This window comes from Planctopirus limnophila DSM 3776, assembly GCF_000092105.1.
In the GTDB taxonomy this organism is placed as follows: domain Bacteria; phylum Planctomycetota; class Planctomycetia; order Planctomycetales; family Planctomycetaceae; genus Planctopirus; species Planctopirus limnophila.
In genome coordinates this window covers 756,123-780,624 of the sequence record NC_014148.1, presented here as the reverse complement: position 1 = coordinate 780,624, position 24,502 = coordinate 756,123, and the positions used below count along the sequence as shown (strand labels likewise).

Below are 24,502 nucleotides of genomic sequence, written 5' to 3'. Positions count from 1 at the left end.
TGCACACCCAGCCGAAAACAGTCTTATATCAAAATCGGCATTACACTTCCGTCGTTCAACAACCGGCAAGGTCTAGCTTGTCTGACTCACTGGCCACCACTAGAATCAAAAACACGTCAGAACGACTCCCAACCACGATTCATGGCATGCAAACTGCTGAATTATTAATGGAATCGTTATGAGTGGTCGCAGAAAAAGGTATAACTTGTCTGCCAGCCTGCATTCGCAGGCGACTTGCAGGTTGCCAGCTCTGGCCACGTGACACTGGAGACCTACCCTCCACTATCGGAGAATCGCTGTGTACGAACGTTTTACGGATCGCGCTCGAAAAGTCATGCAGCTTGCCAATCAGGAAGCTCAGCGGTTCAATCACGAATACATCGGGACTGAACACATCCTTCTCGGCTTGGTCAAGGAAGGGTCGGGTGTTGCGGCAAACGTTCTGAAAAATCTCGATGTCGATCTTCGCAAGATTCGGCTCGAAGTTGAAAAGATCGTCCAAAGCGGCCCAGAACTCGTCACCATGGGGAAGCTTCCCCAGACACCTCGTGCCAAAAAGGTCATCGAGTACGCCATGGAAGAGGCGCGCAACCTCAACCATAACTATGTGGGAACCGAACACCTGCTGCTGGGCCTCATCCGCGAGCAGGAAGGTGTTGCTGCTCAAGTGCTCATGAATCTCGGGCTCAAGCTCGAAGATGTCCGCGAAGAAGTGCTGAATCTTCTGGGCCATGGGATTGAAGGGAGCGAAGGGACCAGCGAACGCGGCAACCCTGCGACCGCCGGCGCTGGCTCGTCAACGAGTGGCTCGACCTCTGGCAAAGGCTCTAAAAGCAAAACGCCAGCACTCGACAGCTTTGGCCGCGATCTGACAGAACTTGCGCGGCAATCGAAACTCGATCCGGTGATTGGCCGTGAGAACGAAATCGAACGCGTCATTCAGATTCTTTGCCGACGTCAGAAGAACAACCCTGTGCTGCTGGGTGAAGCCGGTGTCGGCAAGACCGCCATTGTCGAAGGCTTTGCCCAGATGGTGGTGGATGGTGCTGTTCCCGAACTTCTTCGCGACAAGCGGATTGTGGTTCTCGACCTCGCCATGATGGTCGCAGGGACGAAATATCGCGGTCAGTTTGAAGAACGCATTAAAGCGGTCATGAATGAAGTGAAGCGTGCGAAGAACACCATTCTCTTCATTGATGAATTGCACACACTGGTGGGTGCTGGCGGTGCCGAAGGGGCTATCGATGCCTCGAACGTGCTGAAGCCCGCACTTAGCCGTGGCGAACTTCAGTGCATTGGAGCGACCACTCTCGATGAGTACCGCAAATACATCGAGAAGGATGGTGCTCTGGAACGACGCTTCCAGCGTGTGGATGTCGAGCCGCCCAGTGCCACACAAACCGTCGAAATCCTCAAGGGCCTTCGAGACCGTTACGAACAGCACCACCGCGTGCAGATTACCGACGATGCGCTGGCCTCGGCCGTCGAACTTTCCAACCGGTACATCACATCTCGCTGCCTGCCTGATAAGGCCATCGACGTCATTGATGAAGCCGGTGCTCGCGTTCGGCTGAAATCCATGGTGCGTCCACCCGATCTGAAGGAACTCGAAGACGAAGTCGAACGGCTCAATCAAGCGAAAGAAGAAGCCGTTGCGAATCAGGATTTCGAGAAGGCAGCCGCCCTGCGTGATCAGGCCGACAAGCTCAAAAAGAAAAAAGAAAATCTGAATCGTGAATGGCGTGAAAAGTCCAAAGAGACAGATGGCGTCGTCGATGCGGAAGTCGTGGCCGAAGTCGTCTCGAAGATGACTGGGATCCCACTGACACGTCTCTCGAGTGAAGACGCAGTTCGTCTGTTGCAGATGGAAGCCGAGCTGCATAAGCGGGTTGTCAGCCAGGAAGAAGCCATTAAGCAGGTGGCCAAGGCAGTGCGCCGCAGTCGTTCGGGTCTCAAAGACCCCAAGCGACCGATTGGTGTCTTCCTGTTTGCAGGGCCCACCGGTGTCGGCAAGACTTTGACAGCCAAGACGCTGGCCGAATTCATGTTCGGCGAGCAGGATGCCCTCGTGCAGATCGACATGTCTGAGTACATGGAGAAGCACAACGTGAGCCGCTTGATCGGGGCACCTCCCGGTTATGTCGGTTACGAAGAAGGTGGCCAGCTCACTGAGAAAATTCGCCGCCGACCCTATGCTGTTGTCCTGCTCGATGAAATCGAAAAGGCGCATCCTGATGTCTTCAACATGCTGCTCCAGATTATGGAAGAAGGCCATTTGACCGACAGCTTTGGTCGCAAGGTCGATTTCAAGAACACGATCTTCATCATGACGACCAATGCGGGTGCCAAGGTGATCAGCCAGGGGAATACATTTGGCTTTGGCAAGCAGGATGAAGATTCGAGTTACGAGCGGATGAAGCAGCGGCTCATGCACGAGATCGAGCATGAGTTCAAGCCCGAGTTCCTGGGCCGTCTCGATGAACTCGTCGTCTTCCGGCCACTCACTCGAGACCATCTCAAATCGATTGTCGATATTGAACTTTCGAAGGTTCGCGAACGTCTTGCCGAGAAGAACATTCAACTCGTCATGACGGATGCTGCCCGCGAGTTTATCGTCGAGAAGGGGAACGCCACCGAGTACGGTGCTCGTCCACTTCGCCGTGCTGTCGAGAACTACATCGAAGATCCACTCGCCGAAGAGTTACTCAAAGGCTCTTTTGAGGGGAGTAATCGAGTGGAAGTCATCGTCAAGGAAGTGGGAGAACTCAAGCATCTTGAGTTCGAACCATCCCGCGCCGAGACGGAAGAAGCTGCTGTGGCAGTCGCCGAAGTCGCCACTGGTGAAGCGACTGTCTGATTTCAGCAAGGTGGCAAACCGACATTTCAAAAGCTGTCAAGTCCCTGGGCTTGGCAGCTTTTTTGTTAGCAGAGTATGGTTGATTAACGAGAGAAGAAACTCTCTTCAATTAATTGATGGAAACTGCGGCCAGCGAAATCGACAACAAAATTCGACGACTTTGAAATCTTCAGGCAGCTCTACGATTCCGAAATGTCTGGTTTTCCTGGGCCGGCGGAGCGTCTGGAACGTTATTCCACGCGGCCACTCGAAAGAGATGACAGCATCTGTGGCAGCGAGCCATGGTCGTCACGAGCGACAACACGCCCGCTTGTGCCGAGCGGCTGCGATAAACATCTGTTGTTTTACATCGAGGACATTTCATAAAACTTTCCGCACCATTTTTGTTGACGAACAAAACCCCGCCCAGCACCAGCAAAATCAATTTCAAACACTCAAGTTCCATGCCATGAGTGGAGCTTTTTTGAAGAGTGCGAGATACCAGAGAATTGAAACGTTAGGAAAGACAATCTTCTTTCGACAGGATTTTTGAATTCCTCGCCCTCGCTAAACACATATACACACGAACACACACTCTCCTGTCAGTTCAGCGTATCTCCTGAAAGAAGCTTGATTCCAGGCGATTCTGGCGACGGAAACTCTCACTTGGCCAACCGAATGTTGCTGATCGGCTATCGCGCATTCATTGGTCAGAGTTGCAGTCAGCAGTTCGGATTGTTTATTCTTTCGTGTTCGTGGCAATTCTGCCATTAGCCGTAATACATGTGAAAAAGTGCGAGGCGACCTTGAAGTCTTTGGAAGCGGTTGACGTTCGTGCAATTCTGAGTGGTAAGAATTCCTTAAGTGCTGACGATCTGGCTCAGCTTCGCCGGGCGATTGCCGGTGACCAGGTGGCTTCCACCCGAGTTGAGTTGGAAGCCCTGATCCGTGAAGTGGAAGCGGGCAAAGAAGATATCGGGCCCGCTTCACGTGCCGGGATTGGTGCGTGGCTGCTCGGGCAGCATGCGATTGCTGACAAAATTCTTTCCCGTTTGACGACCGACCCTGTGGCCCTTTATGCCCATGGGCATGTTCTGCAAGCACTCGATCAATTCGAGGCCGCTGCTGAAAAGTTCGCTGCTGCAGCAAAGGCTGGTTTCGACCCCGTCGAATGTACCCTGAAACGTGCCGGTGCCATTCGTTTGGCTGGTCAGCTCGATGAAGCCGAAAAAGCTGTCCGTCAATCCGGGACCGAAGGTGCCCGCCGCGCTGAGTATTCGTATCAGATGGGCTGCATTCTCTCAGATCGAGGTGACACCTACGGTGCGATCGAGTATTTCGAGCGTGCTGTCGATATGGATCCTCACCACAGCCAGGCACTCTTCCGCCTTGCTGAACAGAATGCTCTCTACGGCAACGACACTGAAGCGATTCGTTTGTACGAGCAGGCTCTTTCCCGTCCGCCCTATCATCTTTCAGCTATGCTGAACCTGGGCCTTCTGTACGAAGACCGTGGCAACTACGCTTCGGCTGCTTTCTGTTTCCGTCGGATTCTAGCCTTCGACCCCAATCATGTGCGTGCCCGCATGTACATGAAAGATATCGAAGCCACCCAGGAAATGTATTACGACGACGACATGGCTCGCAACGAGGCCCGTATGGCACAGTTGCTCAGCCGTCCTGTCACCGATTTTGAGCTTTCAGTTCGTAGCCGCAATTGCCTGGCCAGTATGGATATCCATACGCTGGGCGACCTGACCCGCGTCAGCGAAAGCGATCTTCTCCAGGGCAAGAACTTTGGTGAAACATCGCTGGTGGAAATCCGCGATCTCATGCAGCAGCATGGCCTCAAAGTTGGCCAGAATCTGCAGCCCACTAAGGCTCGCGACGCCAGCTGGGCCGGGATGCCAGCTTCGGCATTTGCTCCGATTGGTAATGACCTTTCGCCACAGGAGCAGGCACTGCTCAGTCGCCCAGTTTCCGATTTGAATCTCTCGGTGCGTGCCCGCAAGTGTATGGCCCGACTTCAGATTGGTACTCTCGGCGAACTCGTGCAGAAGAGTGCCGACGAACTCCTTGCTACCAAGAACTTCGGGGTGACGTCACTGAACGAAATTCGGGCTCAGCTGACGGAACACAACCTCAAGCTTCGAAACGACTAATTTCTGAGCCCTGCTCTTCATCGAAAGAACAGAGCCAGACCATTTGCCAGATCAGCCCGCGAAGACAATTCTTCGCGGGCTGATTTCGCATCCAGACAGCGATCATCCATCCTGGCCATCGACCAAACTTGTCTGGTTCAAAAGTGCAAAAACGCCTAATCTTGACCGCGGCTTGGCCTCGTTTGGCTCGATAAATTCTTTGAGCAGAACCAGTCCCGTCCATGTTTTGCCCTGCCGGTCACTCGCAAGGATGCGTCATGCCAGCTCAGATCCGCCATCGTAAGGATTCGACAGCCGCTGTTTTGATGATCATTCCCGGCATCTTTCTCCTTGTCATGCTGGCTGGCCTCCATCAGTTACGCAGTCGGTCACCAGAACTGGGGCCTTTAGTCGATGTCGATGTTCGCCGCAGTAGCTTCACCTCCGGAGGGATCCCTGGTTCTGCACCAGCTTCCCGCTTTGAACCGCAGCAGATTCGTGTTGTTTTACACGAGGGTCTGCTCTCGTCAGCCACTGTGGAATGTACCGCACCTTACATCATTCACGATTTCGTCTCCGGTCGGCCACTGGCCCACGGTCAACTTTTGAGAGCCGCCACTATTGAGGCTATGCCCACGGGTTTACGAGTTGGGCCGCATCTGCTCGATACATCCGCTATCCGCATTCTTCCTCAGGGAAATGCCTTGCTGGGCTTCGACAATCATTTCTATCGCGGCTCGATGACAGTTCATCGCACTGGCTCTGAACAAGGCTTGAAACTTAAACCCACGTTCTCTCTCGTGAATCATGTTCCCCTGGAAACTTATGTGGCGACCGTCGTCGATAGTGAAATGCCCGCCACTTTTCCTCAGGAGGCCCGCTGCGCACAAGCGATTGTCGCACGCACCTATGCCATTGCCCGGCATAAGACCGCTCTGCCTTCGGCTTTGTTTGATGTCTACGCCTCAACCCGCAGCCAGAAGTATCTCGGGGCGGAATACATCAATCGCGAAGGTCGTCGCCTCAAAGGAGAAACGGCTGCCGGAATTGCTGCCGCACAAAGCACGGCCGGCATGGTCGTGACCTATGAAGGGCAGATCATCACCAGCTATTATTCAGCCGTTTGCGGTGGCAGAACTCTCGATGGACAGACAATGTCCCAACGCACCGCACCGTGCCTGAAGAGTGTTGTTTGCGAGGGATGCCGCAATGCACCTCTTTACCGCTGGCAGGCCAGTATCTCGGGGCAGGATCTGTTGCAGAAACTCTCAGATTCTCGAAAATCTGCTGACCTCTCGACGATGTCTTCCGCGAACCTCGCGACTCTCATGACCATTCGTATGCGGCAGGATAGCAAAGGGAGTTTACCCACGTTTACCTTGACTGATGGTCGCAACTTCCAGCAGTTATCTTCGATTGAACTGCGTCGTATGCTCGGAAATCGCGAGCTTCCCAGTCCTCAGTTTTCGCTGAAGCTCACCAACGATCAGATCGAAATCGAAGGCCAGGGGAGCGGTCATTGCGTGGGTTTCTGCCAATGGGGGGCGCGTGGCATGGCGCAAACAGGTCTTACCGCTCAAGGCATTGTGCAGCATTACTATCCCGGTGCTGATGTGGTGAAGTACCAGGCACAGCCATTGCACTTTGCAGAAGCTCCCCATGTAGCTTCAGGCACATCGGGTAAGGCCACTCGCTAAAACTCCCCCGAGCCGTACAATCCATAGTCAGGATTGTCGTTTCGGGAGCAGTCAACATGCAGTCATGGCAGTTAAATGGCCCTAAACTCGTCAAGTTTGGGCCCAGGGTGCGAAATGAGGTCATCCCGCTCGCCAAAGCTCTTGCCCGTCGAGCGATTGTTCTTGTGGGAAGTCGGACACTAAGACAATCTTCTCTCTGCCAGCAGTGGCTCGAAGATTTCCAGAAGCAGTTGCCCGTCGAGTGCAGTCTGCAATTGCCTGCACGAGAGCCTCAGGTTGATGATGTCAATCACCTGGCCCACTCACTTCGAGAATTGTCTGCCGGGCCGGACGATGTCGTGATTGTCGTGGGTGGTGGCTCGTCCATCGATATGGTGAAAGCCGCCTGTGGTCTGGCCACACAAAAGGAAGTGAGATCCTGCCAGGATTATCTGGAAGGTGTCGGCACAGGTGCCAAACTGATTCAGGCCCCACTCCGCTGGATCGCATTACCAACTACTGCTGGAACCGGATCCGAAGCCACTCGCAATGCCGTCATTTCTTCAGACGACTCTTCTACCAGCACGCCGTTTAAAAAGAGCTTTCGCTCCGACGAACTTTACGCACAAGCGGTCTTTCTCGATCCCGAATGGACACTCTCACTCCCCCGGCAAGTGACCATCTCGTCAGGGCTTGATGCCTTAACTCAACTACTCGAAAGTGCCATCAGCAGTCGGGCGACGCCCTACACGTTCATGCTTTCCCAGCAGGGGTTGGCCTGGGGGCTCCCCGCTTTCGAGCAATTGTTGCAGGAGCCCGAGAATCTCGATGCTCGCGGCAAAATGCTCTCGGCCGCTTATCTGTCTGGTGTGGCATTGGCGAACTCCGGTCTGGGTGCTGCACATGGTGTGGCCGCCGGTCTGGGAGCGATACTCCCTGTGCCCCATGGTCTCGCCTGTGCTGTGATGTTGCCTCATACGTTGGCTTACAATTTTTCGACCAGTCAGTCAGCACTTGAAATCATGGCCAGATCCGCAGGTCTCTCTGCAACACCCAACACCTCGGCAGCAACCCAGTTGATTGAGCGGATCACTCATCTGGTACACCTGTGCCAGATCCCCCAGCGATTGCGGAATCTTGGTGTTACCCAGGAGATGATCCCACAACTTGTCGAGCTCTCTCAAGGAAACAGCCTGCAAGGCAATCCGCGTCCGATCTCGCCAGCCGAACTCGAACAGTGGCTGTGTTCCATCTGGTAAGCTCGTTTTGATCGCGATTGCCTCGCACGGTTAATGAAATGTGCAGTATTTCAGTTTCATCAAAAAACCATCCTGAGGCCTCTTGATCTCGCCGGTTGAACAGAAGACAACATCAACACAGGTTGATTTCAAAATCACGCGAGCCACTCCGGAAAGAGGAAGCACATGATTCATGGACAATTGCGGAACATCAAGTGGGCAGCTCTTTGGAGATCGGCTCTGAGCTTCTCAATGTTATCGATCGCTGCCCCACTCGCTCTGGCTGCTGAACGAACAACTGACTGGCCCGGTTGGCGTGGTCCCAATCGTGATGCCATCAGTACCGATAAAGATCTCATACCCAATTGGGAAACCAATCAGCCCGAACTGCTCTACCAGGTCGAAGGCCTGGGGGCAGGCTACGCGAGTGTCTCGATTGTCGATGATGTGCTGTATACCTCTGGCAATAAAGGCTCCACACAATCGGTCTTTGCTATCGATCTCAAAACGAAAAAAATCAAGTGGGCTACCCCCATTACCAATGAAGTCCCCAAGCATGGGTACGAAGGCTCACGAACAACTCCCGCAGTCTCCGATGGCAAGGTCTATGCGGTCGCTTCGAACGGGGCTCTCGTCTGCCTGAATGCTGCCGATGGCAAGCCTCTCTGGCGCAAGGATTTCGTCAAAGAGTTCGGCGGCAAAATGATGTCCAGCTGGGGCTTCTCCGAGTCCCCACTCGTTGACGAAGAGCGCGTCCTCTGCACACCGGGCAGCAATAGTGCGATGATCATCGCCCTGCAGAAAAGCACTGGCAAACTCATGTGGAAGTCAGCCGTTCCCGATTTTGGCGAATCGGGTGGTTCCGGCGCTGGTTACTCGTCGATCATTGTCAGCGAAGCAGGCGGTGTGAAGCAGTATGTTCAGCTCGTGGGTCGAGGTGTCATCGGTGTGCGTGCCACCAATGGCCAGCCATTGTGGGGCTACAACCGTGTTGCCAACCCGACGGCCAACATCCCCACACCCATTGCCAGTGGCGACTATGTTTTCGCCTCCTCAGGTTACAGCGAAGGTGGCACCGCTCTGCTGAAGATCACCAAAAAAGGAACAAAATTCTCTGCCGACGAAGTCTATTACAAACCTGCCAATGAACTACAGAACCATCACGGCGGCATGGTCATGCTGGGCGACTACGTCTACATGGGCCATGGCCATAACAATGGTTTTCCGGTCTGTGTCGAATGGAAAACTGGCAAGATCGTCTGGGGTGGCCGTCAGCGCGGTGCTGGTTCACGCTCGGCGGCAATTGTCGCTGCGGATGGCAATATCATCTTCCGTTATGAGTCTGGAGAAGTCGCTCTCGTGGGAGCCACTCCCGATGGCTACAACCTCAAAGGCTCCTTCCGCCCCAATGTCACCAACGAACCCTGCTGGTCGCATCCCGTGGTTGTTGGCGGCAAACTCTACCTGCGTGATCAGGATGTTTTGATGGTCTATAATCTGGCCAATAACTGAACTTCCGCTTTGTGATGGAAAGAACAACCGACGTGCTGGCTGATGACTATCTCCCTTCGGCTTCGATGAGTCTCCTGAAGCTACGTTCCAGCTTAATGGCAGCAGCACGTCAGTTTTTTCTGCAGGCGGGGTACTGGGAAGTGACCACGCCCATTCTGTCATCAGAAATGGTGCTCGACAGCTGGAGTGATCCCTTTATCACGACAGATGCCGTGACGGAAAGACCTCTGTTTCTGCAGACGTCTCCCGAAGCACACATGAAGCGATTGCTCGCTGCTGGCTCAGGGCCCATTTTTCAGTTCAGCAGAGGGTTCCGCAAAGGAGATTTCGGGCCCAGACATAATCCTGAATTCACCCTACTGGAATGGTACTTTCCTGAAGGTGAACTCACTGATCAGATCCAGTTTGTCGAGAACTTCATCCGGCTCTTCTTCTCTGAAGCGACCCGACTGAGAATTCAAACGGCACCCCGAACCCATGATTTTTCACGACCGGTCAGCAGCGGCCGATTGCTCCCCTCAACGGCATTCGAGCGATTAACCTATAGTGCCGCGTTCGAGAGATTTCTGGGTCTGGCTGCTCTGGATGTTCCTGTGGCCGAACTGATTGCCAAAGCCCGGCAACTGCAATTGGATCTGCCCGGCCTCGATGAAGATGACCGCGATGGCTGGCTGAATGATCTACTCGTGAATGCTATTGAACCTCGGCTCGGCTTTGATCGACCGGTTGTTTTGATGGATTATCCAGCTTCACAGGCCGGGTTGGCTACGACGAGGCCGCTCTATCCTGCCGGGCCAGAAGTGGCCAATCGATTCGAGCTTTACATCGATGGTGTGGAGCTCTGCAATGGCTACCACGAACTGACTGATCCAGTCGAGCTGGCTCACCGCGCTCAAACACATGCCCGCCTGCGCGAGAAGGCTGGTCTTCCTCCCATCAACCCACCACAACGTCTCATGTCGGCCATGGCTGCCAATTTCCCATCAGCCACGGGTGTCTCGTTAGGTTTTGATCGACTCGTCATGCTGGCACTGGGCACGAGTACGATTGCCGACGTCATGAGCTTTGCCTGGGATCGCGCCTGAAGTCACTTCACCTCAGCAAGTGCTGTCTCGATAGCTTTCTCGATTCCCTCAGGGTGATGTTCCCGCCAGACAATCTGCCCATCACGTCCCACCACAAGAATAGTCGGGATTCCCTCGACCGACAGCTCATCAAAAAACGACTCGGCACCATAAGCGTTCGGCCACGGAATGGCTGTCTCTTTGACAAACGCTTCACTCTCTTTCAGTCGCTCTTTTCCCTCATTGGTCACTCCCAGAAAGACCACACCCCTAGGAGCAAACGTCTCTTTCAGCGCAATGATTTCTGGCACAGCCCGCTTACAGGGCCCGCACCAGAATGCCCAGAGATCAATAACGAGAACTTTTCCTTTCAGTTCTTCGGCCGTCGGGCCGGGCCCATTGATCCAGCCTTCCTCCGCAAATGCGGGTAAGGCTCCCTGTCTCTGGAACTCTCCCCCGGTTTTTGTGGGAAAGTAAATGCGAGTGAAGATCACCACAGCGATCACCACACCGGCCAGCGTATATAAAAATGCTCGCTGAGACATAATTCTACTCCTCAGTCAGCGGTGATTACCGCCAGTTGATCATCGCGCTTAACCGAAATGGCTGGCCACGATCTGGTTGTTCATAAGGCCCTAAAGTGAATAGATCGCACTGTATTTCGCTTCCAGATGCCGCAAAAGCGGCTCGTGCGTCAGTTTTTGCCCTGTGGCTTTTTCGATCAGGGCCGGGGCGGTGTATCGGCGTCCCCACTGATGAACTTTTTCCTTGAGCCATTCCTTCAATGGCAGAAATTCACCACGGGAAAACTGAGCCTGCAGTTCGCCCAGATCTCGACTGGCCGCTTCAAACAGCATCCCTGCATAAAGATTGCCCAGTGCGTATGTGGGAAAGTAACCAAACAGCCCCGCGCTCCAGTGAATATCCTGCATGCATCCCACTGCATCGTTAGGAGGCACAATCGAGAAATCCCGCTGGAAAGCACTGTTCCAGGCCGATGGCAGATCGGCAGGCTTCAATTCACCAGAAATCAGCTTCAGTTCAATTTCAAACCTCAGCATGATGTGGAGATTATACGTCGCCTCATCGGCCTCGACTCGAATGAATGAAGGCTCCACGACGTTAATCGCCTGATAAAACTCGTCCTGGCTGACTTCCTTCAGCGCCGTGGGAAATGCCTGCACTGCCCCAGGATAAAAGTAATTCCAGAAGGCCATACTTCGGCCCACAAAGTTCTCCCAAAGCCGTGATTGGGATTCGTGAACTCCCAGCGAACAGGCTGTCCCACATCCCAGACCAAACTGATCTTCAGGCAATCCCTGTTCGTAAATGCCGTGCCCCGCTTCATGCAGGACACCAAAAAATGCCGAGTTGAAATGATGATCCAGATATCTTGTGGTCAACCGCACATCACCAGGCCCCACCCCTGAGCAGAATGGATGGGCCGATTCATCGAGCCGGCCTCGCTCAAAGCTGAAGCCAATACATCGAGCCGCTGCCTCGGCAAACACTTTTTGGGCCGCTTTGGGATAATGCCGCTCCGCGATTTCTTTGCCGGGTTTGGTCGATGAACCTTGAATACGCCCGATCAGATCGACAAGCCTTGGTCGCAAGGCTCCAAAGACTTCCTGAATCGAGGCAGCTGTGGCCCCCGGTTCGTATTCATCGAGCAGGGCGTCATAAGGGTGCCCGTTGCCGTAGCCCACAACTTGAGCTTCTTCCCGTTTCAAGAGAACCATCTTCTCGAGCCAGGGCAGAAATGCCGGAAAATCCTGATCTTTGCGGGCCTTGATCCAGGCTTGTTGAGCCAGGCTCGTGGTCTTGGATAACTCTTCGACTAGCCTCCTTGGGAGCTTCTTTGATCTCTCGTAATTGCGACGTGCTTCGCGAACATTGGCTGCGGCAACCGAGTCTTCATCGGCAGTGGCCTGAGACAACTCCTGCAGCAATTCCCCCACACGAGGATGGGTGGCTTTTTCATGCACGAGCCCCGCAATCATCCCCACCTGCTCGGCACGAAACGCAGAACCTTCAGCAGGCATACCAGTCTGTTCATCCCACGACAGGACGGCATTGCATGAACTCAACACTGCGACTTCTCGAAGTTGCTGACAAAGTTCGTCATAAGGGCCGGCAGGTGCTGCAGCAATGCTGGACATCAATCATCCTTGGAAAATTGCGGTTCGAATAAGTCGGTTATCTCTCCATATCGTTTGTTCGCCCGGCCTGATCGTCAAGTGCACCGTCCCAGTTCCCTACGCGAGAAAGCCAGATTGAATTCTGCCTCTGACTCAAATTCCTCGTTTGTCCTCTGGAAAGTCAATCAAAACTTCTCCATGCTTCCGTAAAAGACTATCAGTTGGGGAGGTCGATCGACGAGATCTTCAGTCTCTTGAATGACATCTCCAGTGTGATCATTTTTCAGTCACCTTCGACGCCACATCCTGACTTCGAGTTCCATCGCGGAGAATCCCCATGAACCTGACGACCACCACGACTTCTCCACATTCATCGCTCCGTTCCCGTCCGTGGGGAATCGCCTCGGCACTTTCATACGGAGTCATTTTGTGCCTCCTGTTGAGCCACGTATCCGTATTGAGAGCGGAAGAGCCTCAAAAGTACGAGCACGGGCCTGATTCCGAGCGTAAAGAAAGCGTCCCTCGCGGCAAGATTGAAAAGTTCGAACTGAATGACAGCAAGGTCTATCCCGGCACATTTCGCGAGTGCGCGATCTACGTTCCCACTCAATACAAGGGCGAACCGACAGCCCTCATGGTCTTTCAGGATGGACATACCTACCTGGGTGAGAAAGGTGATTTCCGAGTTCCCGTCGTCCTCGACAATCTGATTCACGCCAAAGAATTGCCACCTATCATTGCCGTCTTCATCAATCCTGGCAATAAGGGCAAACTCCCCGAAACTCCCTGGAAAACTGATCACCGCAGCGTGGAATACGATTCACTGGGCGACACCTATGCCCGCTTCCTGCACGAGGATGTCCTTCCCCGTGTCAAAGCCAAGTACAACATTACGGATGATCCTAACCAGCGTGCCATCTGTGGCATTTCTTCGGGAGGGATTTGTGCTTTCACCGTCGCGTGGGAACGCCCCGACAGTTTCCGCAAAGTCATGACACAGGTCGGAAGCTTTACCGATATCCGCGGCGGTTATGTCTATCCCACGCTCATCCGCAAAACTGAGAAAAAGCCGATTAAAGTCTTTCTGCAAGCCAACGAGTTCGATGTCGATAATCAGTTCGGCAACTGGTATCTCGCCAATAAGCAGATGGCCAGTTCTTTTAAATATAAAGGCTACGATTACAAGATCGTCGAAGGTAAAGGTGCCCACAACGGCAATCACGGCGGTGTCATCTTCCCCGACGCCATGCGCTGGCTCTGGTCAGATAACAACGGCCCTGATGCTGATTATAAAACCGACTCTGCCCCCAAAACCTCCAGCCAGAACAGCAGAAAAAACACCACCAAAACCAACACTTCCAAAAAGTAGCCGTTACGTGCCCTGTGCTTGTCCGGTTCTGCCGAACGGACTTCTGGACAAGCGGATCACTCCACGTCTGGCTGCTTGAGACTTTATGCTTCCCAGTTCATTCACCGAACCGAAAATCGCTCTCGATGCTCAGGATCAACATGGGCATCGTGAGCCTTTCTCGTGGTGGAACCGGTCGGGTAAGTCGCGAGAAAAAAGTGTTTCGCGTTTGAAGACCAGCCATCCCTGGATTCACCAACTGGTTGTCTGGGTGATTGTCGTCGCCATTCTTTTGCGCTGCCTCTTTGCTGCCCCCGGGGAATTCCGCTGGATCTTTCCTGTCGCATTTGCAGCCATCGCTTATTACGCCACAGCCATCTGGCCATGGTTGTTTGCAGGCCTGGGGACTGCCTACATGACGTTTCAATCGATCTGGCGGCCGGGCGTCTCCACCAGTAGTACAATCTCGCTGCTGGCAGTCTGCCTGTTAAGCGCTGTATGGGGTCAACATCTTCGCAATCAACTGATTGCCGAACAGGTTCGCTCACGCCGGGATCCTGTCACAGGTTTGCTGAATGCCCGTGGATTTGAAGAGCAACTTCAAGAGTGGATTCTGATCTCGCGGAAAGAGCAACATCCCTTTGCTGTGGTCTATATCGACTGCGATCGATTCAAGACAGTGAATGATGAACAAGGCCATCAGGTGGGCGATGCTCTCCTTAAAATCGTCGGCGAAGTCTTGAGCCAGAACGTCCGCCAGGAAGATGCCGCCGCTCGATTAGGTGGTGATGAGTTTGCCATTCTCATGGCTGATATGGATGAAATTCAGGTCTTGAGTCTCGTCGAGAAACTTCTGGCGAACCTGCGGGCTCAGATTACCAACGCGCGAACAGCTACGACTTTCAGCGTGGGAGTAGTCTTATTTTCCGAGATGGCCCCCGATCCGCTGACATGCCTGTCGCTGGCTGATCAAGCCATGTATCATGTGAAAAGGCATGGTCGCGACGGGATCCACGTCGAGCGATATCCCCAAAAAATTGACACTTTCGAATCCTGATTAATTTTCGCAATTCAATTGCAATATTGTTTCCAGCAGTTAGATTGACGAACTCCCAACGGGCTTGAACAACGCGTCTTACACCTCTTTCTCTTTTGCAGACTGGAAGCTTCGATGCAAACTTTCAATGGATTCAAACTGGCGGCTGCACTTTGCGTGCTGACAACTTTCACTCTCGGCTGTGGTGGCAGTGGCGATTACAAAACAGCAACTCAGTTAAAGCAGGAAACTGGTCACGACGATCACGGCCACGAACATGGCCCTGCCGGCCCGAATGGTGGCAGCCTGTTCTCGCTCGCCAAAGATTTCAAAGATGTTCAGGGTGAAATTGTGGTCGATGGCAAACGCCATGCACTGATCATTTTCCTTCTGGGCAGCGACGGCAAGACTCCTTACACCACCACCGCCACCGAAGTGGAGCTGGCTGGCGAAGGGGGCGATAAGCTCGTGCTCAAGGCCGCTCCACTCGAAGGCGAGGCCGATGGCAAAACCTCTCGCTATGAGCTCGTTGACGAAGCAAAAATTCATGAACTGATCGAAGCTGGCTTCATTCACGGGACAGCCAAGATCACCATCGATGAAAAGGTCTACAGTCCATTCCTCGATGTCCACATGGATCACGATCACGACCATGATCATGACAGCAAAGAAAAAGCCCCGGCTGAAAAAGCCCCAGAAGAGAAGAAGTAGCCTCGCTTCAAAAAAGCCTTCTGGCAATGGATCTCGACAATCGACAATGATCTTCAGCGGTGCATGGCCTCTTTGGTCATGTACCGCTTTTTCGTTGATCGTCAATGTCCGATCGAGAGATTATTGACCAGCAAGAATCGATCCGCGAACCTCGGCAATCAGATAAAAGGAACCAGTAATCACAATCAGGTCGTTGAATTGATGATCACTGGACTGGCCACAAACGTTTCGAGCCATCGCCAGGGCTTCCATCGGTGTCGCAGCCGTCAGAAAGGGCTGGTCGCTGATCGTGCGGGCGACGATCGAAAGTTCCTGCACGCTGACTCCTCGCGGATTCTCCTGATATTTCGTCAGGATCAGTCGATCCGCATGATGCCGTACCAATCGCATCAGCCCCGAGACATCCTTATCGCGTGTGGTTCCAAAAATCACCGTGAGTCGGCAGTCTTTGAACTCGTCCTGCAGCGTATCAAAGAGCGCATTCATCGATGCCCAGTTATGTGCTGGATCGAGAATAATGGGTGGCTTCCCGGGGATCCGTTCAATCCGCCCTGGCCAGACCGATCTTTCGAGGCCAGCCACCATTCGATCACGATTTCCGTCATCGGAATTCTCTCGTACAGCCAGCCAATTCTGCCCGTCATGAGTGCCTCGCCATTTTTCCCAAGCCAGCAGACCGGCAAACAAGGCGAGGGTCGTGTTCAATTCCTGATGTTTCCCCAACAGCGGAACCTGGCTCAAGACTTCACCGTCACCCCACGGAGCATTCGTCGCAGAGACTGCGATCTGTCGCCTGGCAGGATCATCCGGCGATCTTTCATCGAGGCTGCGGCAGAAAAGCTGCTCTCCCAATTGCCATAGAGGAGCATCACGTTCTTTCGCAATTGCCGCGATCACAGGCCGGGCCAACTCATCCAGTACACCACTCACCACAGGAACACTTGCCTTAATGATCCCCGCTTTTTCCCTGGCAATCAGATCCGTCGTCGCACCGAGTATCTGTGTGTGATCCCGGCTGATGTTCGTAATCACGCAGACCAGCGGCTGGCAAATATTTGTTGAATCGAGCCGCCCACCTAACCCCACTTCCAGCACTGCGATCTGTACCTGCTTGCGGATGTAGTGCATCCAGGCCATGGCCGTCACCGCTTCAAAAAATGTGACATGCCACTCGGGGCCCTCGCGATCCATCTGCTCAATCACGGGAACAAGATCTTCGACCAGTTGTCGAACTTCTTCCTCACAGGGCAATTCGCCATTAACAGTAAAACGCTCTTCGAGCCGGTGAATATGAGGCGATGTAAACAGGCCCACAGAGAGCCCTGCTCCCCTGAGCAGGTTGGCCACCATCGTCGAAGTTGAGCCCTTTCCCTTTGTGCCGGCAATATGCACGACGGGAATCTTCTTCTCGGGATGACCAATCCTTTCCAGCAGCCGCTGCATCCGGCCAAGTTTCAATGTTTCACCCCGCAATGAGTCGGCATGAGCCCGCTCATAATTCACGCGATGGAGCAGAAACTGGATTGCTGCGTCGTAATCGTGCACGGTCTACCTGTCGCTGGAAACTTCCATCATTCCTGTCGATGCAACGAATCCCATCGTCGCAATCACATCGACCAAAGACTCATTCCTTCGGACGGCTTGAGTTTATCCCATGATCATCACAAGATAAGGGCAACACAGCAAAGGACATCTCACCATGCGAACGCCGACCAGTGCCATCCAGGTTTATCAGTCACAACTTGTCTTTGCCCGCACAAAAACGCTTGCCACGCTGGATGAGCTACTCAAGACCGATCCTACAGGTCGAATTCTCGGCTGGCGGCCTGGCCAAGGACGTGCTCACTTCGCCTGGCAAATTCTTCATGTGGGGATTACGGAAGAACTCTTCGCCACAGAGCGTCTCATGGCCCGCCCGGCTGCCTTTGCCGATCTCGTACCACGCTTCAAAGGAGGGAGCACTCCGGATGAAGAGATTCCGGAAGCCGAACTGATTCGCAATGTCCTCAGCGAAACTCGTCAGCACCTCTTCAGCGCTCTCTCGACATTCAATGATGATGATCTGGGTGTGATTCCGGAACCCCTCCGCGATCGCGGCTGGAATCTCGAACGAGTCCTCCAGGTTCTCGCCTGGCACGAAGCCCACCACCAGGGCCAGGCCCACGCCGCCCTCAATCTCTATAAAGCGACTCATGGCTGATTGATCGCAACTCCACTCGAACCGGACGATTTGTGAGCCCAGAGAGTGGCCATTGATCATGCGATCTATCTCCCCTCAAACCCGAAGTTACATCCGCTCGGTCGGTATAAGGGTACTCGTCTGGTACTTTGTATTTCGCCCACTTGTATGGATCGCGTTAGAACTCCCCGGCCCATGGGGCCCACCATTAGATGCTGCTTTACAAGAGGGTTGGCAGCTACAGCTTAAGTGTCGTCGTATTGGCCGAGAGACTGACGAGATCTTGTTTGTCACATCACCGGCGGGTCATCGACAAGAGTTTGTCGTGAATGGTCACCACGCGCTCGACGTTTGGTATGCCACAATCCGCCGAAGTGATCCTCCTGATTGCCGCGTCTGGATCGAATCTCGTGGGGAAGTCATCGCCAGTATCGATCTTCAGACGATGGAATTCTGGTCTGAATCCAATCAGCAACCCTTCTGGGCACAGGCTGGCCAGGGCAAAATTCTCTCTCAGGGTCCCACCAGATACTGGTGGGAAATCCTTTTGCCCATATAAGAAGTTGGTTCATTCACTTTCTGAGATCGATCTATCGGATCTCGTTGCCTCACTCAATCACCTTGGCCTTCCCTTCGAGATCTTCGCGGCTTCGCGCGAGCCCCTCCACATCACTTTCTGACTTGCTGCCCCTTCAGCATCAACCGTCGCAAAATCATCTCTCATCCGCCCGGTTCACTTTGCAGAGCAACGCTATTCTGTCATGATCTTGCACTGTGGAAAACGTCATTTCCTTGTACCAAATACTCGTCATGCATTACGGCTTCCTTAAGAAGATCACTTCTCAGGAAGCCAAAACAACCGATAATTTTCAGGCAGAATTTGACTTAAGCGGTTACTCTTTTTGTTCCTCACAACGATCCTGATGCGGAGAGTTCAGCGTTCATCAGACGCTCTGCATCGGTCTCCCGCAAACTCAGGAATCACGTTATGCCGACAGCCTCTCGACGAGATACAAAATGCCATATCCTCGCATTTCTTTCTCTGGCAATGCTCTGTCTTTCGGGAATGCAATTCATGTCGATTGCTGCTGCTGAAGAGATCTTGTTGAAACCACCCGTGGCAAAAACGGATAACGTTCCCGAAGTCTTTCATGGCGAAACGATCGTCGATCCCTACCGCTGGCTCGAAGATCAAAAAGCTCCCGCCACTCGGGAATGGCTCAGCGAGCAGGCTCAGTACATCACAAGTTCTGCCAGTAGCTGGCCGCAAATTCCTGAACTCAAGGCCCGGTTAGCCGAGCTTCTCAAAGTGGACAGTGTCGGCATGCCGGTCGTTCGTGGAGGTCGCGCTTTCTTCTCGAAACGCACCGCCTCTGCCGATGTCCCCAGCATCTGGTACAGGCCATCGGTGAATGCTCCCGATGAACTCCTGATTGATCCGCAGAAGCTCTCGTCGGATGGAAAAACGACTGTCAATCTGATGGACGTCACTCACGATGGCAACCTGCTCATCTGTGGTGTTCGCACTGGTGGCGAGGACGAAGTCACCCCTCGCCTGTTCAATGTCACCACCAAATCGTTTGCAAAGACCGAGTTCCCGAAAGGTCGCTATTCCAGCCTGTCGTTCTCACGCGATGGCCAGAAGGTCTATCTTTCGCGTCACGATCAGAAGATCGGCCCCCGCGCGTACGTTCGCGACCTCGCTACTGGAAAGGAAACACTCCTGTTTGGCGAGAAGTTCGGCCCGGAGAAGATTCTCGGTGTGCGTCTCTCAGAAGATGACCAATGGCTCATTTATCATGTTTATCTCGGGGCCTCCTCGCAGAATGATGTCTACATTCAGTCGCTCGCCAAGCCCAACGAGCCGATCCTTCCCTTCGCTGTCGGTCTTGAGGCCGAGTTTGAAGTCGATGCCATTGATCATCGTGCGATTGTCCGGACCACCTGGAAAGCACCCCGAGGCCAGCTGCTTCTCGCAGATCTTCGTCAACCGGTCCTTGATCAATGCCCCGTCATTGTCCCTCAGTCTGAGGCATCACTCGAAGGGATCTCACTCGTTGGGGGGAAGCTTTTTATCCGCTGGTTGCGAAACGTGGTCTCAGAACTCAAAGCCTACGATCTCACCGGGAAAGAACTTTTCTCAATCGATCCTCCGACGTTGGGATCGATCTCAGGCGCCTCAGGGGCGTGGGATCAATCCGAACTCTACTATAGTTTCAGCAGCTATATTGTTCCGGGGACAATCTATCAGTTCGATATTCCCACACAGAAAACGACTGTCTGGCATCAATCCGAGATCCCCTTCGATAGCGAAAAGTTCACTGTCCGGCAGGTGTGGTTCCCCTCCAAAGACGGAACGCGCATCCCCATGTTTATCGCTCATCGCAAAGGCCTCGAACTCAATGGCACGAACCCCACTTTGCTCTATGGCTATGGAGGTTTCGCGGTCAATCTCACCCCCGGCTTCTCCACCAAAGCCGCCCTCTGGATGGAACTGGGTGGTGTGTATGCCGTCGCCAACCTGAGGGGTGGCGGCGAGTTTGGCGAAGACTGGCACACGGCCGGCTATCTCAAAAAGAAGCAGAACGTCTTTGATGATTTTTATGCGGCTGCCGAATACCTGATTGCCAACAAGTACACATCGCCCGCCCATCTGGCCATTAATGGTGGCAGTAACGGTGGTCTCCTCGTGGGCACCGCCATGACCCAGCGACCCGAGCTCTTTGCAGCGGTCGTCTGTTCCTACCCGCTGCTCGATATGCTCCGTTATCACCAGTTCCTCGTGGCTCGTTTCTGGGTCCCCGAGTACGGCAGCAGCGAAGATCCCGAAATGTATCCCATTCTCAAGTCGTATTCGCCCTATCACCACATCGACCCGAACGTGAACTACCCGGCGGCCATGTTCATTACCGGAGATGCGGATACGCGAGTTGATCCCAACCATGCCCGCAAGATGGTTGCCCGGCTGCAAGCCGTCCCCGCGCTCAAGCGACCGATCTTCCTGATGTACGATGATGCGCTGGGACACACCGGTGCCCGGCCTGTCAGTAAGACCATCGAAGATCTCGCGATCGAACTCGCCTTTCTGCTGAAATACACACAAGGTGCAGGACCTTCCGGTGGATCAACGTCACAAGAATTGCCGGTCTGCTCGAAAACTGTCGCCGATGCCGAGCTTGAAGCCTTCTTCGATCAGGAGTGGGAACAGACACTCAAGAACTCGCCCACATTTGCCTCATATCTAGGCGATACCCGCTACGATGCCCTCTGGCCAGACATCTCGCTTCCTGCCATCAAGCAGCGTCACGAGCAGATGAAGATCTCTGCCGAAAAGCTGGAACAGATTCGCGGGAAGCCACTCTCGGCCAAAGCTCAGTTCAACGCCAGGCTCTATGCCCGCCAACTCGCGATGAACATCGAAGAAACGAAAACCAAATGGTACCTCGTCCCTCTCACTCAGCGGGAAGGAATCCAGGATGAAAACTCCATCACTGACTCGATTCAGTTTGGCGATCTTGCCAGCTATCAGAACTGGATTGCGCGCATCAACAGTTTTCCTGTCTATATGGATCAGACAATTGCCTTGATGGAAGAAGGGATTCGCGCAGGCCGCCTGCAACCGAAGATCACCATGCAGCGGGTCGTCAAGCAGATTGAGCGACAAATTGTCAAAGATCCGACACAAAGCCTGTTCTATAAGCCCTTTACCAGCATTCCTCAAGATCTCGCTCCGCAGCGGGATGAGCTCCAGCAGGCCGCTCAGGAAGCGATTCGTACCAAGATTGTCCCTGCCTATCAGAAGTTCCTCGATTTCTTTACGAACAAGTATCTACCGGCGTGCTATGCAGGAGCTGGCGTTTCGAATCTTCCTGGCGGCGACGAAGTCTACAAGTTTCGAGTCCGTGAATTTACGACTCTCGATATGACCCCTAATGAAGTTCATCAGATAGGCCTGAATGAAGTCGCGCGCATTCGTGCCGAAATGGAAAAGATCCGCGAGCAGGTTCAATTTCAGGGCGATCTGAAGGCCTTCTTCGAATCCTTACGCACTGATCCCAGGTTCTACTTCCAGAATGAAAAAGAACTTCTCACTGAATACGAAGCCTTTTGTAAACGGGTAGACCCGCAACTCACGAAACTCTTTAAGACGTTGCCGCGAATTCCTTATGGCGTGAAGGCGATCCCCGCCAATATGGCGCCAGATACCACAGCGGCCTATTACTACCCACCATCGGCCGATGGCTCTCGTGCCGGAATGTTCTTTGTGAATCTCTATCAGCCCCAAATGCGACCCAAGTACGAGATTCCCGCGTTGTCGCTCCATGAATCCGTTCCCGGGCATCACCTGCAGATTGCGTTATCAACCGAACTCGAAGGCGTCCCCAACTTCCGCCGCTTCGCTGGATTTACGGCTTTCGTCGAAGGCTGGGCACTCTATAGTGAAAGCCTCGGCGAAGAATTAGGTGTCTATGACGACCCTTATGCCAAATTCGGGCAACTCACGTATGAGATGTGGCGTGCGATCCGTCTGGTGGTCGATACCGGCATTCACTCGAAAGGCTGGACTCGGGAACAGGCCATCCAGTTTTTCCGAGATAACTCGGCCAAGACGGAACTCGATATAGTGAACGAGGTGGATCGTTATATTTCGTGGCCCGGTCAGGCTCTGGCTTACAAGATTGGCGAATTGAAGATCAAGGAACTTCGCAAGAAGGCCAAGGCTCAACTGGGCGAAAAACTCGACCTACGCGAATTCCACGATGTCATTCTCAAGAATGGAGCCATCCCACTGGCAGAACTGGAAGTCGTCGTTGACGACTGGCTCGCCACCAAAAAGTAAGGAGATCTCGCTGAAAAGCGTTCGAGCCAGGTCTCGTATTTCCTAAGGCGGCAAAGATCGTTCGCCAGCGAGTGACTTACGTGCCAGAGGGAGAGCAGGCTTTCGTAACAACCAGCACGCCCTGCCCGTTGCTCGCATGAAAACATTCCTGATTCACAATTGCGGCAGGGCAGGAAGAATATCCCTTGTGGCTTCACCACCCTGGTAGAAATCAGATCTTCAACCGGGGCCACCCTGCGTCCACTTCAAAAACGCCGGATCGCGTGCTCCGGTTCACGGCTTGGTTCTGCCTTCAATCAGTGCGAGCCTTTCAGTTTCTTGGTCAAACCATTGAACCAGCGAGGCACAGGCATTCTGAAATCTAATAGTACTGCAAGTCGCGACAACAAATGGCCCCGGCTCTCGTTGACGTGCAAATGCGGAATGCGGTCGATGCAGAATCGTCGTTGTTTCTTCATCTTCTTGGATTATCACAGATGCAAATCCGTCGAATTGCTCACCCCAATTTGTGAGGAAATCAAAACGACGGTATCGCTGCGAGTCTTCGAGGATCGCCGACATGGTCCTGTCATCGTCCCCATAAATTGCATTGCGAACGAGATCGTGGATCTGCTCGAGAGATAGCCCATCAAATGATTCGTCCCATAGTCGAGCGCTCGTGTTGAGCAGTTCTTTGAACCCACAGTAAGCGCCGTACAGTCCACAATGTTCGTCCGAGAAATCCCCTAGCGTAACATCATCAATATGCAGACACATTCGGCTCCACACGGCCGACGGAGCTATCAAATGCGGTTCCGTCATTGCCTCGATCGCGAAGTCTTCTGGATTCCCGAAAATCATCTGGCGATTGGTATCCGATACTACTGCCGAACGACAGCGTTCACCCGGCCGCGGCGAATGACATTGATTTCAGAAACCGCGCGGCCTGCGGCTGCGGTTGAACCGATTGTTATGCGATGTGATATGTTTGTTTTGCGATTGCAGTCACTCGCTCTTGAGCATCGTCAAATGTCTCGAACAAGAGAGCTTCGGGGTTGCCCCGCATCTCCTCTTTTACGAGGCTGGTGAGTCCGTCTCGGTTTAGGTCGGAAACGATAGCGGCAAAGGGAAACTCAACTTCTTCATCGTTCATTGAAATGAGCTCATGCGGCGGCGCGAAGATCGCGGTCATCATGTCGCCCCATTCGTATTTCAGGCGTCGCAAATCAAGAATGAAGCATGAGGGATCCCACGCCTTAAATCCGGCGGCAATCATTCCGTTCATGTAGCAGGCATCAGCGTTGCTGCCCGAACCAAAGCCACATTCCCCGCTGAACTCGACAATGAGCGTTGGTAGGTGCTCAAGTCCAGGAATCTCCGCCATGAAGTACCGACAGCGGACGTTGCTGAGATCCTCAAGTCGAACTTCTGTGGTCTTCATGATATGTTCGCATAACATGTATTCGACCGCCGAAGTGCGGTAGAATTTTGCCGTACTTCGGCGGTGTAGTATGAATTTGTCGAAATTGATTTGTCACACCGCGAAACAAGTTACAACGGAGCGCTGACCGGATTCCCTTGCTACACCGCTCTAGACATATATGCTATGCCGCACTTTTGATAATCGCAATCGGAAACTCAGTGAGCTACACCGTTCCTCGCCAACCCGCCTGAATCAGAATTGCCACGAAGAGGAAACCAAACCTCTTTCTGCTTCACCACCCCGATAGAAATCAGATCTTCAACCTGGATTACTGGCTAAAACCAGGTTTTAAAACCCGCATCAGCTATGAATCCGGTTTAC

General features: G+C 53.4%; 17 protein-coding genes. 12 read left to right on the top strand and 5 right to left on the bottom strand.

Annotation, left to right across the window (positions count from 1 at the left end):
• The first annotated feature begins 298 nt into the window (after positions 1–298).
• The 6 genes from PLIM_RS03205 to epmA all read left to right on the top strand — a co-directional run bounded on the left by PLIM_RS03205 (position 299) and on the right by epmA (position 10,488).
• On the top strand, positions 299–2,857 hold the full coding sequence (locus PLIM_RS03205) for an ATP-dependent Clp protease ATP-binding subunit (RefSeq protein WP_013108882.1): 2,559 nt from the start codon (positions 299–301) through the stop codon (positions 2,855–2,857).
• Between the two features lie 785 nt (positions 2,858–3,642).
• Positions 3,643–4,998: a DNA-directed RNA polymerase subunit alpha C-terminal domain-containing protein gene (locus PLIM_RS03195; RefSeq protein ID WP_013108881.1), complete on the top strand. Its 1,356-nt coding sequence runs from the start codon at positions 3,643–3,645 to the stop codon at positions 4,996–4,998.
• 257 nt (positions 4,999–5,255) lie between these two features.
• The gene (locus tag PLIM_RS03185) at positions 5,256–6,674 is read left to right on the top strand and encodes a SpoIID/LytB domain-containing protein (protein WP_013108879.1); all 1,419 of its coding nucleotides are present in this window, start codon (positions 5,256–5,258) and stop codon (positions 6,672–6,674) included.
• A gap of 56 nt (positions 6,675–6,730) precedes the next feature.
• Positions 6,731–7,912, top strand: a complete 1,182-nt coding sequence (locus PLIM_RS03180; RefSeq protein WP_013108878.1) for an iron-containing alcohol dehydrogenase — start codon at positions 6,731–6,733, stop codon at positions 7,910–7,912.
• Between the two features lie 165 nt (positions 7,913–8,077).
• On the top strand, positions 8,078–9,403 hold the full coding sequence (locus PLIM_RS03175; protein ID WP_013108877.1) for a PQQ-binding-like beta-propeller repeat protein: 1,326 nt from the start codon (positions 8,078–8,080) through the stop codon (positions 9,401–9,403).
• A 32-nt stretch (positions 9,404–9,435) separates the two neighbouring features.
• Complete coding sequence (gene epmA, locus PLIM_RS03170; RefSeq protein WP_196349520.1) at positions 9,436–10,488, top strand: EF-P lysine aminoacylase EpmA; 1,053 nt, start codon at positions 9,436–9,438, stop codon at positions 10,486–10,488.
• 2 nt (positions 10,489–10,490) lie between these two features.
• Here the strand turns inward: epmA and PLIM_RS03165 are convergent, their stop codons facing one another.
• Positions 10,491–11,012 (bottom strand): TlpA family protein disulfide reductase, encoded by a 522-nt coding sequence (locus PLIM_RS03165; RefSeq protein WP_013108875.1) that lies wholly within the window; start codon positions 11,010–11,012, stop codon positions 10,491–10,493.
• A 90-nt stretch (positions 11,013–11,102) separates the two neighbouring features.
• On the bottom strand, positions 11,103–12,626 hold the full coding sequence (locus PLIM_RS03160) for a carboxypeptidase M32 (protein WP_013108874.1): 1,524 nt from the start codon (positions 12,624–12,626) through the stop codon (positions 11,103–11,105).
• A gap of 316 nt (positions 12,627–12,942) precedes the next feature.
• Between PLIM_RS03160 and PLIM_RS03155 the strand changes: the two genes are divergently transcribed.
• The 3 genes from PLIM_RS03155 (at position 12,943) to PLIM_RS03145 (ending at position 15,700) form a co-directional block, all read left to right on the top strand.
• Entirely contained in the window at positions 12,943–13,974 is a 1,032-nt protein-coding gene (locus PLIM_RS03155) for an alpha/beta hydrolase (protein ID WP_013108873.1), read from the top strand.
• An 85-nt stretch (positions 13,975–14,059) separates the two neighbouring features.
• The gene (locus PLIM_RS22315; protein ID WP_013108872.1) at positions 14,060–15,010 is read left to right on the top strand and encodes a GGDEF domain-containing protein; all 951 of its coding nucleotides are present in this window, start codon (positions 14,060–14,062) and stop codon (positions 15,008–15,010) included.
• 114 nt (positions 15,011–15,124) lie between these two features.
• Positions 15,125–15,700 (top strand): hypothetical protein, encoded by a 576-nt coding sequence (locus tag PLIM_RS03145; RefSeq protein WP_013108871.1) that lies wholly within the window; start codon positions 15,125–15,127, stop codon positions 15,698–15,700.
• Between the two features lie 120 nt (positions 15,701–15,820).
• On the opposite strand, the gene PLIM_RS03140 is transcribed toward PLIM_RS03145, so the two are convergent.
• Positions 15,821–17,245, bottom strand: a complete 1,425-nt coding sequence (locus tag PLIM_RS03140) for a bifunctional folylpolyglutamate synthase/dihydrofolate synthase (RefSeq protein WP_013108870.1) — start codon at positions 17,243–17,245, stop codon at positions 15,821–15,823.
• A 154-nt stretch (positions 17,246–17,399) separates the two neighbouring features.
• On the opposite strand from PLIM_RS03140, the gene PLIM_RS03135 reads away from it, so the two are divergent.
• The 3 genes from PLIM_RS03135 to PLIM_RS23560 all read left to right on the top strand — a co-directional run bounded on the left by PLIM_RS03135 (position 17,400) and on the right by PLIM_RS23560 (position 22,719).
• A complete protein-coding gene (locus tag PLIM_RS03135) occupies positions 17,400–17,900 on the top strand; it encodes a DinB family protein (RefSeq protein ID WP_013108869.1) in 501 nt (166 codons plus the stop codon).
• A gap of 58 nt (positions 17,901–17,958) precedes the next feature.
• Complete coding sequence (locus PLIM_RS24005) at positions 17,959–18,438, top strand: hypothetical protein (RefSeq protein ID WP_013108868.1); 480 nt, start codon at positions 17,959–17,961, stop codon at positions 18,436–18,438.
• A 429-nt stretch (positions 18,439–18,867) separates the two neighbouring features.
• Positions 18,868–22,719, top strand: coding sequence for a DUF885 family protein (locus tag PLIM_RS23560; RefSeq protein ID WP_013108867.1), 3,852 nt, complete (start codon positions 18,868–18,870; stop codon positions 22,717–22,719).
• A gap of 273 nt (positions 22,720–22,992) precedes the next feature.
• Here the strand turns inward: PLIM_RS23560 and PLIM_RS03115 are convergent, their stop codons facing one another.
• Together PLIM_RS03115 and PLIM_RS22310 are read right to left on the bottom strand one after the other, a co-directional pair.
• Positions 22,993–23,475, bottom strand: a complete 483-nt coding sequence (locus PLIM_RS03115; protein WP_013108866.1) for a hypothetical protein — start codon at positions 23,473–23,475, stop codon at positions 22,993–22,995.
• Positions 23,476–23,668: 193 nt separating this feature from the next.
• On the bottom strand, positions 23,669–24,139 hold the full coding sequence (locus PLIM_RS22310; RefSeq protein WP_148226956.1) for a hypothetical protein: 471 nt from the start codon (positions 24,137–24,139) through the stop codon (positions 23,669–23,671).
• Positions 24,140–24,502: the final 363 nt, after the last annotated feature.